Source organism: Actinomadura sp. GC306 (assembly GCF_004348665.1).
Classification (GTDB): Bacteria; Actinomycetota; Actinomycetes; order Streptosporangiales; family Streptosporangiaceae; genus Spirillospora.
On record NZ_SMKM01000200.1, the window covers coordinates 1 to 12,691 of the forward strand.

Genomic DNA, 12,691 nt, shown 5'->3' on the forward strand with positions numbered 1-12,691 from the left:
ACCAAACCCCAGCCGAGGCCGACTAACCCCCAACAGGCCGGGCGGCCCCACCGTCCGGCCAAAGGCCACGTGGTGCTCACCTGTGATCACCCCACGGGTCGTGCGGCCGGAGGTCGCACGACCCGACGCACGGCGGGCCGTTTCACGAGACGCGCAGCGGATCGAGAAACGGCCCGCCGTGCGCAACGGGGGTTCCAGGGGGTCGCCCCCCTGGGAGAAGTCGCATCGGGTCTGGGCATCCGGTACCCTTGACTTTCGGCGCGTCGTCGGCGCGTCGCCTGAACTCGCACCGCGAACCCCTCCGGGTCCGTTCGGTGTTCACCTCGCCGATCCGGTGAGATCAAGCAGAGAGCGCCAGGGGTCCTCCTCTGGTGTGCCGCCCTCGGCCCGGTGCCGGGGGTAGGCCCCCGCCCGGGGGCTGGTAAGCCACGCGTGGGACCGGTTGACTCCGGAAGCGCGCGCAGACGAGAGGTTTCCGCGGTGTACGCGATTGTCCGCGCAGGCGGCAGGCAGGAGAAGGTCGCCGTCGATGACGTGCTGACCGTCGACAAGCTGGCCGGTGAGGTCGGTTCGACCGTCAAGCTTCAGGCGCTGCTGGTCGTGGACGGCGACGACGTCGTCAGCAAGGCGGCCGACCTCGCCCGCTACGAGGTGACCGCAGAGATCGTCGGCGCGGTCAAGGGCCCGAAGATCAACATCATGCACTACCGGAACAAGACCGGGTACAAGCGGCGGATGGGTCACCGTCAGCCCTACACCGAGGTCAAGATCACCGGTATCAAGTCCGGGAAGTAAGGAGAGCGGTCACATGGCACACAAGAAGGGCGCATCGTCCAGCCGTAACGGTCGCGACTCCAATGCCAAGCGCCTCGGCGTGAAGCGGTTCGGCGGCCAGGTCGTCAACGCGGGCGAGATCATCGTCCGGCAGCGCGGCACCCACTTCCACCCCGGCCCGGGCGTCGGGCGCGGCGGTGACGACACGCTGTTCGCGCTGGTCGCGGGTGCGGTGGAGTTCCGCCGTTACCGGGGCCGCAACGCCGTGAGCGTCGTCCCGCCGGCGGAATAGTCCGCCTGGGCACCAGACGTTTTTGAAGGGGCGGACCGGTTTCGGTCCGCCCCTTCGCCATTTCATCGAGGAGATTCACCGTGGCCGCTGGAGCGGGATCGGGCGCGCAGTTCGTCGACCGGGTGGTGCTGCACGTCGCCGCGGGCAACGGCGGTAACGGCTGCGCGTCGGTCCACCGGGAGAAGTTCAAGCCGCTCGGGGGGCCGGACGGTGCGAACGGCGGCCGCGGCGGCGACGTCGTCCTCGTCGTCGATTCCAATACCGCGAGCCTGCTGGACTACCACCGGCGTCCGCACCGCAAGGCCGGCAACGGCAAGCCGGGGCAGGGCGGTCACCGCACCGGCGCGGACGGCGCCGACGTGGTCCTGGCGGTCCCGGACGGCACCGTTGTGAAGGAAGGCGACGAGGTCCTCGCCGACCTGGTCGGGGAGGGCACCCGTTTCGTGATCGCGCGGGGCGGCAACGGCGGCCTCGGCAACGCGGCGCTGGCGTCCGCGAAGCGCAAGGCGCCGGGGTTCGCGCTGCTCGGCGAGCCGGGGGAGGCGCGCGACGTCGTCCTGGAGCTGAAGAGCGTCGCGGACGTCGCGCTCGTCGGCTTCCCCAGCGCGGGCAAGTCGTCGCTGATCGCGGCGCTGTCCGCCGCCAAGCCGAAGATCGCCGACTACCCGTTCACGACGCTGATCCCGAACCTCGGGGTGGTGCGCGCGGGCGACACGACGTTCACGGTCGCGGACGTGCCCGGCCTCATCGAGGGCGCCAGCGAGGGCCGCGGCCTCGGCCTGGACTTCCTCCGGCACATCGAGCGGTCGTCCACCCTCGCGCACGTCCTCGACTGCGCGACGATGGAGCCGGGGCGCGACCCGGTCAGCGACTTCGAGGTCATCGAACGCGAGCTGCAGGCGTACGACCGCGTCCTCGGCGACCGGCCGCTGTCGGACCGGCCCCGCCTCGTCGTCCTGAACAAGGTGGACGTGCCGGACGGCCGCGACCTCGCCGAGATGGTGCGGCCCGAGTTCGAGGCGCGCGGGCTGCGGGTCTTCGAGGTGTCGGCGGCCACGCACGAGGGGCTGCGGGAGCTGTCGTTCGCGATGGCGGCGATGGTGGAGGAGTACCGCGCGTCGCTGCCGGCGCCGGAGCCGACGCGCCTGGTCATCCGGCCGGAGCCGGTCGCCGGCCGCGCCGACTTCGAGGTCAAGGAGGTCGGCGACAACACGTACCTGATCACGGGCGCGAAGCCGGTCCGCTGGCTGCGGCAGACCGACTTCACCAACGACGAGGCCGTCGGCTACCTCGCCGACCGGCTCGCGCGCCTCGGCGTGGAGGACGCGCTCGCCGCGGCGGGCGCGGCCGCGGGCGCCACGGTCCTGATCGGGACCATCGACGACTCCGTCGTCTTCGACTGGGAGCCGGAGATCGTCGCGGGCGGCGGCGCGGCCGGCCCCCGCGGCACGGACCGCCGCCTGGGCGGGTAACGCCGGACCCCGAGGAGAGAGACGTTCATGACCGACCGCGAGGCGATCGCGAAGGCCCGCCGGATCGTGGTGAAGGCGGGCTCGTCGTCGCTCACCACGTCCGAGGGCGTGATCGACGAGGGCCGCATCGACGCGCTGGTGGACGTCCTGGCCGGCCGCCGCGCCGACGGCACCGAGATCGTCTTCGTGTCGTCCGGCGCGATCGCCGCCGGGCTCGGGCCGCTGGGGCTGACGCGCCGCCCCCGGGACCTCGCGACCCAGCAGGCGGCGGCGAGCGTCGGGCAGGGCCAGCTGTTCGCCCGCTACACCTCGTCGTTCGCGCGGCACGCGCTGACGGTCGGGCAGGTGCTGCTGACCGCCGACGACATGATGCGCCGCTCGCACCACCGCAACGCGCAGCGCACGCTCGCGCAGCTCCTCGCCCTCGGCGTGCTGCCGATCGTGAACGAGAACGACACCGTCGCCACCGACGAGATCCGGTTCGGTGACAACGACCGGCTCGCCGCGCTCGTCGCCCACCTGATCCGCGCGGACGCGCTGGTGCTGCTGTCGGACGTGGACGCCCTCTACACCGGCGACCCGCGCCAGCCCGGCGCCCGCCGCGTCGGCGAGGTCCGCGGGCCGGACGACCTGCGGGAGGTCAAGCTCGGCCGGTCCGGCCGGGTCGGCACCGGCGGCATGGTCACCAAGGTCGAGGCCGCCCGCATCGCCGGCATCCCGGTGGTGCTGACGAACGCCGCGTCCGCCGCGCAGGCCCTCGCGGGAGACGAGGTCGGGACGCTGTTCCACCCGGCGGAGGGGCGCCGCCTGTCGACCCGGGACCTGTGGCTCGCCCACGCCACCACCGGCCAGGGACGGGTCATGCTCGATCCCGGCGCCGTCGAGGCGGTCGTGCGGCGCCGCAAGTCGCTGCTCCCCGCGGGCGTCACGGGCGTGGAGGGCGACTTCGCCGCCGGCGACCCCGTCGACCTGTGCGACACCGGCGGCCATGTGGTCGCGCGGGGGCTGGTGAACTACGACGCGTCGGAGATCCCCGAGCTGATGGGCCGCTCGACCCGGTGGCTGTCCCGTGAACTGGGCGTCGAGTACGAGCGCGAGATAATCCACCGTGACCACCTGGTGGTCCTGGCCGACTGAGACTGAGGAGCTGTGATGAGCGAGCGCGAGGAGTTCCTGCGGGTGGCGCGGCGCGCCCGGGAGGCCGCGGCGGGGCTGGCGCCGCTGTCGCGTGCGGCGAAGGACGCCGCGCTGCACCGGATCGCGGACGCGCTGGTCGCTGCCGCCCCGGAGATCGTCAAGGCGAACGAGTCCGATGTCGCGCGGGCCCGCGACAACGGCATCTCCGAGTACATGATCGACCGGTTGAGCCTGTCGGTGGAGCGGATCGCCGCGATCGCCGACGCGGTCCGCCAGGTCGCCGCGCTGCCGGACCCGGTGGGGGAGACGCTGCGCGGCAACGTGCTGCCGAACGGGCTGGAGCTGCGGCAGGTGCGGGTGCCGCTCGGTGTCGTCGGGATCATCTACGAGGGCCGCCCGAACGTGACCGTGGACGCCGCCGCGCTGTGCCTGAAGAGCGGGAACGTGGCGCTGCTGCGCGGCTCGTCGTCGGCGTACGACTCGAACACCGCGCTGGTCGAGGTGATGCAGGGCGCGCTGGCCGGCACCGACCTGCCGGCGGACGCGGTGCAGCTCGTCCCCGGGACGTCCCGCGAGTCGGTGAAGCACCTGATGCGGGCGCGCGGCCTGGTGGACGTGCTGATCCCCCGCGGCGGCGCCTCGCTGATCAACTCGGTGGTGGAGGAGTCGACCGTCCCCGTGATCGAGACGGGTGTCGGGAACTGCGCGGTGTACGTGGACGCCGAGGCCGACATCGACATGGCCTTGGACGTGCTGCTGAACGCCAAGACGCAGCGTCCGTCGGTGTGCAACGCCGCGGAGACGTTCCTGGTGCACGCCGACATCGCCGACAGGTTCGTCCCGCGCGCGCTTGAGGCGTTGCAGGGCGCGGGGGTCACGGTGCACGGCGACGACCGCATCCGGGCGTACGGCGAGGGCGTCGTGGAGGCGACCGAGGACGACTGGACCGCCGAGTACCTGTCCCTGGACATCGCCGCCCGCGTCGTGGACTCCCTCGACGACGCCGTCGACCACATCCGCCGGTACGGTTCGGGCCACACCGAGGCGATCGTCACCGCGTCCCAGCCCGCCGCGAAGCGCTTCGTCGCGCTGGTCGACTCGGCGGCCGTGATGGTGAACGCCTCGACCCGCTTCACCGACGGCGAGGAGTTCGGTTTCGGCGCGGAGATCGGCATCTCGACGCAGAAGCTGCACGCCCGCGGCCCGATGGGACTGCCGGAGCTGACGTCCACGAAGTACGTGGTGACCGGTGAGGGCCACCTGCGGGGCTGACAGCTTCGCCGACGCGGCGGCGGGTAAGTTGTGACATCTTCGCCATTGATGTCACGTTGCGGGGTGTGGTCTGATTCACAATTGTGACTCGTGAGTACAGCCGCCGCCGCGTCCTGAAGGGCGCGGCCCTCGGCGCGGGCGTCGCCGCCACCGGACTTACCGCTTTCCCGCCGCGCCCGGCAGCGGCCGCGCCCGCGCTGCGCGGCCCCGTCACCGGGACCACCCTGGACCGGACGTACGTGCTCGGCGCGGCGGGCGCCGGCGGCTACCGGCCCGTGATCACCGCGCCGGGCGAGCCGTACCTGCTGCGGCGCGACCTGGGCGGTGCCGCGTCCGCGCGCCGCGCCGCCACCCGCCGCGGCGTCCTGGCGTTCGGGCACCTCACGGACGTGCACGTCCTGGACGCGCAGTCTCCGGCCCGCGTGGAGTTCATCGACCGCTTCCGGGACATCATCGGCGGGTTCCCCGAGGGCGGTTACCGCCCGCAGGAGATCCTGTCGACGCAGGTCGGCGAGGCGATGGTGCAGGCGATGAACCGGGTCGGCCGCGGCCCCGCCACCGGCCTCGGGCTGGCGTTCACCATCAACACCGGCGACACCACCGACAACGCCCAGTACAACGAGGTCCGCTGGATCATCGACCTGCTGGACGGCGAGCGCGTCCGTCCCGACTCCGGCGATCCGAACCGGTACGAGGGCGTCATGGACTGGGCGGCCTACGACCGCGCCTACTGGCACCCCGACGGCGCACCGCCCGGCGCAGGCACCGACTTCCCGATCGCCCGGTACGGCTTCCCGCGGGTGAACGGCCTGCTCGACGCCGCGCGCAGGCCGTTCCAGGCGACCGGCCTGCGGTCCCCGTGGTATGCGGTGTTCGGCAACCACGACGGCCTCATCCAGGGCAACCTGCCGGTCAATCCGCTCATCTCGGGCCTCGCGACCGGCGGCATCAAGATCGGCGCGCCGGCCGACGGCGGCCAGGCCGAACGCCTCGCCCGGATGGTCAGCAAGGGCGACGCCGCCGAACTCGTCCGCCTCAGCCGGGAGCAGGGCGCCTCCGGGGGCCTGTTCCGCCAGGTCACGCCCGACTGGAACCGGCGACTGCTGTCCCGCGCCGAGGTCGTCGCCGAGCACTTCAAGACCAGCAAGCCGCTGCGCGGCCACGGCTTCACCTGGGCGAACCTCCGCGACGGGACGGCGTACTACGCGTTCGACAAAGGCATCGTGCGGGGGCTCGTCCTCGACACCGTCAACCAGAACGGCTACTCCGAGGGGTCTCTCGACAAGAAGCAGTTCGCGTGGCTCGAGGCCCAGCTCAAGGCGGGCAGCAGCCGCTACTTCGCGCCGGACGGCTCACCCGTCAGGACCGCCGCGAAGGACCGCCTGTTCGTCCTGTTCAGCCACCACCCGATCGGGTCGATGGAGAACGGCCTGGGCGGCGACCGCGTCCTCGGCGACGAGGTCAAGGCGCTGCTGCTGCGCTACCCGAACGTCATCCTGTGGGTCAACGGCCACACGCACCGCAACGAGGTCATCCCGCACACCCGGCAGGGGAGCGGGGGCTTCTGGGAGGTGAACACGGCCGCGCACATCGACTTCCCGCAGCAGAGTCGCATCGTCGAGCTCGCCGACAACGGCGACGGCACCCTGTCGATCTTCACGACGATCCTCGACTCGGCGGGCCCCGCGTCCTACGGCGGACGCCTCGACGACCCCGTGCGGCTGGCGTCGCTGGCCCGCGAGCTGGCGGGCAACGACTGGCAGGACCGCGACACCGAACGCCGCGGCGAGGCCGCCGACCGCAACGTCGAACTCCTCATCCCCGCGCCGTTCTAGGCGGACGCGAAAGGGCCGCCGCGGCCGTACCGCGGCGGCCCTGCCGGCTTCGCGTCCGCTCAGCCGCGGGTCGTCGGCCCGCTGTCGCGCCGGGCGAACCGGTCGAACAGCCCACCGGCCGCACCGGCCGCCGCGTCCGCCATGTCGCGGACCTTCCCGACGAACGGGTCGGCCGTCCGCTCCCACGACTCCCGGTACGACCGGGCCGCCTCCTTGACCCCGTCGCCGACCGACGCGCTGCCGTCGTCGGCGCGGCGCGGGTAGTCCCCGGCGAGGATGCGCTGGTACTCGCCGCCGCGCGCCCACCGGTCGATCTCGGCGAACCGGATCACCGCGAACGGGTGCGACTGCCCGAGCAGGTTCAGGAACTTCAGGACGCCGTCGCGCACGTCGCCGGCCTCGTCGTACTCGCGGGCCTGCCGCAGGAACGCCTCGCTGCTCATCTCGCCCAGCCGGACGCCGCCGGCGAGCTTCATGTGCACGCGCTTCGCCGCGTCCAGGTCCTGGCCGACGAGCAGCCCGGCCCGGTCCGACGACAGCTCCGCCTTCCGGAACCACTCGCGCAGCCCGATGATGATCGCCGCGATGCCGACGTTGCCGAGCGGCAGCCACGCCAGCCGCGACCCGAGCTGCAGCAGGATCTGCATCATCGTCTGGTACACCGCGTGCCCGGACAGGATGTGCCCGACCTCGTGCCCGACGACGAACCGCAGCTCCTCGTCGTCCATGAGGTCGATCAGCCCGGTGTTCAGCACGATGAACGGCTTGTCGGAGCCGAGCGCCATCGCGTTCGGCGTCGGGTCCTGCCGGACGTACAGCTCCGGCACGTCCGGCATGTCCAGGACGTACGAGGCGTCCCGCACCATGTCGTAGATGTTGCGGAACTGGTCCTCGCCCACGCGGACCGTCCCGCCGAGGAACATCAGCCGCAGCGACCGCTCGTTGACCAGGCCCGACATCTTGCGCAGCACGACGTCGAACCCGGACAGCGAACGCAGCGCCACCAGCGCCGACCGGTCCGCCGGATGTTCATAGGCCCGGGAACTGATCCCCGGGAACCGCGTACGTGCTCGATCCGGTGTGTTCTCCGTCATGTCTGACCTCCCGAGAAGGGTGAACTGCAGGCAGGTGGGCGGTGTAGCGGCGGCACGGCCCGGTGGCTTCGGATGGGCGGAAGCGTACGAATACCGTGCCATCGATCGCATGTGCGATCAGTGCCAGCGTCGTGACACACAGTTTCCGACGATCCTTCCGGTACCGCTTCTACCCGACAGCGGACCAGGCCGAGCACCTGAGCCGTACCTTCGGCTGTGTCCGGCTGGTCTACAACATGGCACTGGAAGCGCGCGTCCAAGCCCGTCGCGGCGGGCGGCCGATGACCTACAAGGAGTCGTCGGCGATGCTGACCGGCTGGAAGCGGGACCGCGAGCTCGCGCTCTTGAACGAAGTCTCCTGCGTGCCCCTGCAGCAGGCGTTGCGTCACCTGCAGACCGCCTTCGGCAACCATCTCGCCAAACGGGCCGGGCACCCGAAATTCAAGTCGCGTAAGCGATCGCGCGCGTCCGCCGAGTACACCCGATCGGCCTTCGCGTACACCGAGGGCCGGCTCACCTTGGCCAAGATGAAGGAGCCGCTGCACATCGTGTGGTCGCGCCCCCTGCCGGACGGGGTGACGCCGTCGACGGTGACGGTCTCGCGCGATGCGGCCGGTCGCTGGTTCGTGTGCCTGCTGTGCCAGGTCACCATTCGGCCGATGGAGCCGACGGAGCAGGCGGTGGGGCTGGATGCCGGTATCACGGCCCTCGTCACCACCTCCGCGGGGGAGAAGGTGTTCAATCCCCGCCACGAGCGGTGCGATCGGCGAAGGCTGCGCAAGGCGCAGCGTGCGTTGTCGCGGAAGCAGCCCGGATCGGCAAACCATGCCAAGGCCAGGCTCAGGCTTGCACACATCCACGCGAAGGTCGCCGATCGGCGTCGAGATTTCCTGCACAAGCTGACGACTCGGCTCGTCCGTGAGAACCAAGCGGTCGTGATCGAGGATCTCAATGTCAAGGGCATGGTCCGCAACCATCGTCTCGCCCGCGCGATCACGGACGCGGCCTGGCGAGAAATGCGGTCGATGCTGGAGTACAAATGCTCCTGGTATGGACGCGAGCTCGTGGTGATCGACCGCTGGTTCCCCTCGTCGAAGCGCTGCTCGGAGTGCGGCGCGGTCCAGGAGGCCATGCCGCTGGGGGTCCGCACGTGGGCATGCCTGTGCGGAGCGGTTCACGACCGGGACGTGAATGCGGCCCGTAACCTCCTCGCCGTCGGGTTGGCGGAGAGGTGAAACGCCTGTGGAGCCGTTGTCAGACCTCAACGGGGAGACTTCTTTCCGAGCGGGCGATCGGCGACGAAGCAGGAATTTCCTTTCAACAGGGGAGAAGCCAAGTCTGGCATGGTAGTTCCGACGAACCGCCGAGCCGCAGGGTTCCCCGGCGCGGGTTCACCGTCCGGCTCCGGCCCCGTCCGGGAGGAGACCCATGTTCGATCCCAGCGCCGAGGCGATGTCCCCCGACGAGCGCGCCGCGCTGCAGCGGCACCGGCTGTGGGGGCTCGTCGACCGGCTGCTCGCGGCGGACGGCGTGCAGGGGCGGCGGCTCAAGGAAGCGGGGGTCGCCGGCGGCTCCGACGTGATGCTCGCCGACCTGCGGAACCTGCCGTTCACCACCAAGCGCGACCTCTGGGACGGGTACCCGTTCGGGATGCTGGCGGTGCCCCGCGACCAGGTCGCGGCTGTGCACGGGTCCAGCGGCACGCGCGGGCGTCCCACGCTCGTCGCCTACACCAAGGCCGACCTCGACCTGTGGGCGGCCATGTGCGCGCGTTCCCTCGCGTGTGCGGGCGCGTCGCCCGGGAGCATCGTTCACAACGCCTACGGCTACGGCCTGTTCACGGGCGGGATCGGCCTCCACCAGGGAGGCGTCGCGCTCGGCGCGACCGTGGTGCCCATGTCGGGCGGGATGACCGACCGGCAGGTCCGGATGCTCACCGACCTGCAGGCCGACATCCTGACCTGCACCCCCGCCTACGCGCTCCGGCTCGGGGAGGCCCTTGCGGAGGCCGGCGTCGAGGCGCCGGCGCTGAAGGCCGGGCTGTTCGGCGCGGAGCCCTGGTCGGAGGAACTGCGCACCGCCATCGAGGACGTCCTGCCGATCAAGGCGATGGACATCTACGGGCTGTCCGAGGTCATCGGCCCGGGAGTGGCCACCGAATGCCTGGAGCAGAACGGCCTGCACGTCAACGAGGACCACTTCATCGTCGAGGCCGTCGACCCCGGGACGGGTGAGCCGGTCGAGGACGGCACCCCCGGCGAGCTGGTGTTCACGACGCCGACGAAGCAGGCACTTCCCCTGTTGCGCTACCGGACGGGCGACATCGCGTCCCTGGACCGCGGCGAGTGCCCCTGCGGGCGGACCCTGACCCGGATGAGCAAGGTGCTCGGCCGGGTCGACGACATGATCGTGATCCGGGGCGTCAACGTGTACCCGAGCGAGGTGGAGCGCGTCCTGCTGGGCTCCGGGAAGGTCCGGCCGCATTACCAGCTCGTCGTCGACCGCCGCACGCCGTCCGTGCGGCTCCTCGTCGCGTGCGAGGCACTGTCGGACGGCGATCCCCGGGACGAGCTCGTCCACGCCCTGCACGAGGCGCTCGGGCTGACCGCCGAGGTGTTCGTCCTCCCCGCGGGCACCGTGCCCAGGGTCGAGGTCGGCAAGGCCGTCCGCGTCGTCTCCTGGGAGGACGGCGGCCCGCCGCTGCCCGGCCTGGCCTGACGCCCGCCCCTCGTTCCGGGCCCCCGGCCCGCTGGCTATTCTCGTCGGCATGACGCAAAAGCGGCGACTGGGGATCATGGGCGGCACCTTCGACCCGATCCACCACGGGCACCTCGTGGCCGCGAGCGAGGTGGCGCACTTCTACTCCCTCGACGAGGTCGTCTTCGTGCCCACCGGCATCTCGTCCCACAAGCGGGACCACGGCATCACCCCCGCCGAGGACCGCTACCTCATGGCCGTGATCGCCACCGCGTCCAACCCCCGCTTCTCCGTCAGCCGTGTCGACATCGACCGCCCCGGCCCCACCTACACCGTCGACACCCTGCGCGACATGCGCGGCATCCACGGCCCCGACACCGACATGTTCTTCATCACCGGCGCCGACGCGCTGGAGAAGATGCTGACCTGGCACGACACCGACGAACTGTTCGAACTGGCGCACTTCGTCGGCGTCACCCGCCCCGGCCACCGGCTGGCCGACCCCGGACTCCCCAACGGGCGGGTCTCCCTGATGGAGGTCCCCGCGCTGGCCATCTCGTCCACGGAATGCCGCGAACGGGTCCACTCCGGCGAACCCATCTGGTACCTGGTCCCGGACGGCATCGTCCAGTACATCGGCAAACGCGACCTCTACCGCGACGCCGCGGAGTGATGAACACCCGTCCCACCCGGCGCATACCCTGGGAAGCGCAGGGACCGCATCGGCATTGCGGTCGTACAGCGACAAAGAGGTCCGACGACCGGTACCCGTGAGAAGGTGTTGGTGGAGACGACCCCTACAGGGAGGATCGCGAGCGCATCGTGACCGCATCCGAGAGGGCGGCGCAGCTCGTCCGGATCGCCGCCGAGGCGGCGGGCGACAAGCTGGCCGACGACATTCTTGCCTACGACGTGAGCGAGCAGCTCGTCATCACCGACGCGTTCGTGCTCTGCTCGGCCCCCAGCGACCGCCAGGTCCGCGCCATCGTCGACGAGGTCGAAAAGCGCCTCCGCGAAGAGGCCGGCGCGAGGCCCGTCCGCCGCGAAGGCGAGCGCGAAGGACGCTGGATCCTGCTGGACTACGCGGACATCATCGTCCACATCCAGCACGAAGAGGACCGCATGTTCTACGCCCTCGAACGGCTCTGGAAAGACTGCCCCGCCCTCGAACTGCCCGAGAGCGTCACCGCCCAGCGGACCCGCGCCGTCGGGAGCCCGAGTGACTGACGCCCGCCCGGCCCGCGAGCCCGGCAAGCGGCGCCTCGTCCTCTGGCGGCACGGCCAGACGTCCTGGAACGTCGAACGCCGCTTCCAGGGCAAGACCGACATCCCACTCGACGAGACCGGTGTCGAACAGGCCCGGCGCGCCGCCCGGCTCCTCGCCGGGCTCCGCCCCACGGCCCTGCTGTCGTCCCCGCTCCGCCGGGCCGCCGCGACCGCCCAGGCCCTCGCCGACGTCACCGGGCTTCCCGTCCGCTACGACGACGACCTGATCGAGCGGGACGGCGGCGCCTGGGAGGGCCTCACCTCCGCCGAGATCCGCGAGCGCTACCCCGCCGAGCACGCCGCCTGGCAGCCGCCCGGCGGTGAGACCAGCGTCCAGGTGGCCAAACGCGTCGGCGCCGCCCTCGAACGCGCCCTCGACGAACTGCCGCCCACCGGCCAGCTCGTCGTCGCCTCGCACGGCGCGGCCCTGCGGCTCGGCATGTCCCACCTCCTCGGCCTGCCCGAGGAGACCTGGGAACGCCTCGGCGGCCTGTCCAACTGCTGCTGGTCCGTCGTCATCGAGATGCGCGACGGCGGCTGGCGTCTGACGGAGCACAACGCCGGGACGCTGCCCGAGCCCGTCCTCAGCGACGACCGGCCCGACGCGGGGACCTGACACACCCGAAACGATTCGAGACCTGCCTCCGCCGTCCTATACACTGGCCAGGCGCTGCGGGATGAACGTCCACGCAGCGGCGGGGCTATGGCGCAGTTGGTAGCGCGCCTCCATGGCATGGAGGAGGTCTGGGGTTCGAATCCCCATAGCTCCACGAGTAGTGAGGAGTGGTGTGCCCACGGAGAGCGTGGGCCGCCACTCCTCGTCGTTTCTCCCAGGGGGGCGAACCCTTGGAA

The 12,691-nt window shown here is 71.4% G+C and carries 11 protein-coding genes, 1 tRNA gene and 1 pseudogene; 12 read left to right on the forward strand and 1 reads right to left on the reverse strand.

Translation table 11 applies throughout. The annotated features are described in order from the left end of the window. The first annotated feature begins 480 nt into the window (after positions 1-480). The 6 genes from rplU (at position 481) to E1200_RS23925 (ending at position 6,782) form a co-directional block, all read left to right on the forward strand. Positions 481-795 carry a 50S ribosomal protein L21 gene (gene rplU, locus E1200_RS23900; protein ID WP_131954312.1) on the forward strand — a complete coding sequence of 105 codons (315 nt, stop codon included), beginning with the start codon at positions 481-483 and terminating at the stop codon, positions 793-795. A 13-nt stretch (positions 796-808) separates the two neighbouring features. After that, entirely contained in the window at positions 809-1,066 is a 258-nt protein-coding gene (gene rpmA / locus E1200_RS23905) for a 50S ribosomal protein L27 (protein ID WP_021595697.1), read from the forward strand. A gap of 80 nt (positions 1,067-1,146) precedes the next feature. Next, positions 1,147-2,538, forward strand: a complete 1,392-nt coding sequence (obgE, locus tag E1200_RS23910) for a GTPase ObgE (RefSeq protein WP_131954313.1) — start codon at positions 1,147-1,149, stop codon at positions 2,536-2,538. A gap of 27 nt (positions 2,539-2,565) precedes the next feature. Next, on the forward strand, positions 2,566-3,675 hold the full coding sequence (proB, locus tag E1200_RS23915) for a glutamate 5-kinase (protein WP_207933516.1): 1,110 nt from the start codon (positions 2,566-2,568) through the stop codon (positions 3,673-3,675). A 15-nt stretch (positions 3,676-3,690) separates the two neighbouring features. Beyond that, on the forward strand, positions 3,691-4,947 hold the full coding sequence (locus E1200_RS23920; RefSeq protein ID WP_131954314.1) for a glutamate-5-semialdehyde dehydrogenase: 1,257 nt from the start codon (positions 3,691-3,693) through the stop codon (positions 4,945-4,947). Between the two features lie 83 nt (positions 4,948-5,030). Then, positions 5,031-6,782: a TIGR03767 family metallophosphoesterase gene (locus tag E1200_RS23925; RefSeq protein ID WP_131954315.1), complete on the forward strand. Its 1,752-nt coding sequence runs from the start codon at positions 5,031-5,033 to the stop codon at positions 6,780-6,782. A 59-nt stretch (positions 6,783-6,841) separates the two neighbouring features. Here the strand turns inward: E1200_RS23925 and E1200_RS23930 are convergent, their stop codons facing one another. Beyond that, complete coding sequence (locus tag E1200_RS23930; protein ID WP_131954316.1) at positions 6,842-7,876, reverse strand: M48 family metallopeptidase; 1,035 nt, start codon at positions 7,874-7,876, stop codon at positions 6,842-6,844. 131 nt (positions 7,877-8,007) lie between these two features. Between E1200_RS23930 and E1200_RS23935 the strand changes: the two are divergent. From E1200_RS23935 to E1200_RS23960, 6 genes and pseudogenes are all read left to right on the forward strand, one after another. Further along, a pseudogene (locus tag E1200_RS23935) lies at positions 8,008-9,186 on the forward strand (RNA-guided endonuclease TnpB family protein); the annotation flags it as partial. A 118-nt stretch (positions 9,187-9,304) separates the two neighbouring features. Then, positions 9,305-10,594, forward strand: coding sequence for a phenylacetate--CoA ligase (locus tag E1200_RS23940; RefSeq protein ID WP_207933517.1), 1,290 nt, complete (start codon positions 9,305-9,307; stop codon positions 10,592-10,594). A 49-nt stretch (positions 10,595-10,643) separates the two neighbouring features. Next, positions 10,644-11,246 (forward strand): nicotinate-nucleotide adenylyltransferase, encoded by a 603-nt coding sequence (gene nadD, locus E1200_RS23945; RefSeq protein WP_131954318.1) that lies wholly within the window; start codon positions 10,644-10,646, stop codon positions 11,244-11,246. Positions 11,247-11,395: 149 nt separating this feature from the next. Next, positions 11,396-11,800 carry a ribosome silencing factor gene (gene rsfS / locus E1200_RS23950; RefSeq protein WP_131954319.1) on the forward strand — a complete coding sequence of 135 codons (405 nt, stop codon included), beginning with the start codon at positions 11,396-11,398 and terminating at the stop codon, positions 11,798-11,800. Continuing rightward, the gene (locus E1200_RS23955) at positions 11,793-12,455 is read left to right on the forward strand and encodes a histidine phosphatase family protein (protein ID WP_131954320.1); all 663 of its coding nucleotides are present in this window, start codon (positions 11,793-11,795) and stop codon (positions 12,453-12,455) included. The genes rsfS and E1200_RS23955 overlap by 8 nt, the downstream gene beginning before the upstream one ends. A gap of 81 nt (positions 12,456-12,536) precedes the next feature. Beyond that, a tRNA-Ala gene (locus E1200_RS23960) sits at positions 12,537-12,609 on the forward strand. Positions 12,610-12,691 lie beyond the last annotated feature (82 nt).

Excerpts from the sequence above, each read along its gene's own strand:
- rpmA (WP_021595697.1), top strand. The coding sequence starts at position 809 with ATGGCACACAAGAAGGGCGCATCGTCCAGCCGTAACGGTCGCGACTCC.
- proB (WP_207933516.1), top strand. The coding sequence starts at position 2,566 with ATGACCGACCGCGAGGCGATCGCGAAGGCCCGCCGGATCGTGGTGAAG.
- E1200_RS23920 (WP_131954314.1), top strand. The coding sequence starts at position 3,691 with ATGAGCGAGCGCGAGGAGTTCCTGCGGGTGGCGCGGCGCGCCCGGGAG.
- E1200_RS23930 (WP_131954316.1), bottom strand. The coding sequence starts at position 7,876 with ATGACGGAGAACACACCGGATCGAGCACGTACGCGGTTCCCGGGGATC.
- E1200_RS23940 (WP_207933517.1), top strand. The coding sequence starts at position 9,305 with ATGTTCGATCCCAGCGCCGAGGCGATGTCCCCCGACGAGCGCGCCGCG.
- nadD (WP_131954318.1), top strand. The coding sequence starts at position 10,644 with ATGACGCAAAAGCGGCGACTGGGGATCATGGGCGGCACCTTCGACCCG.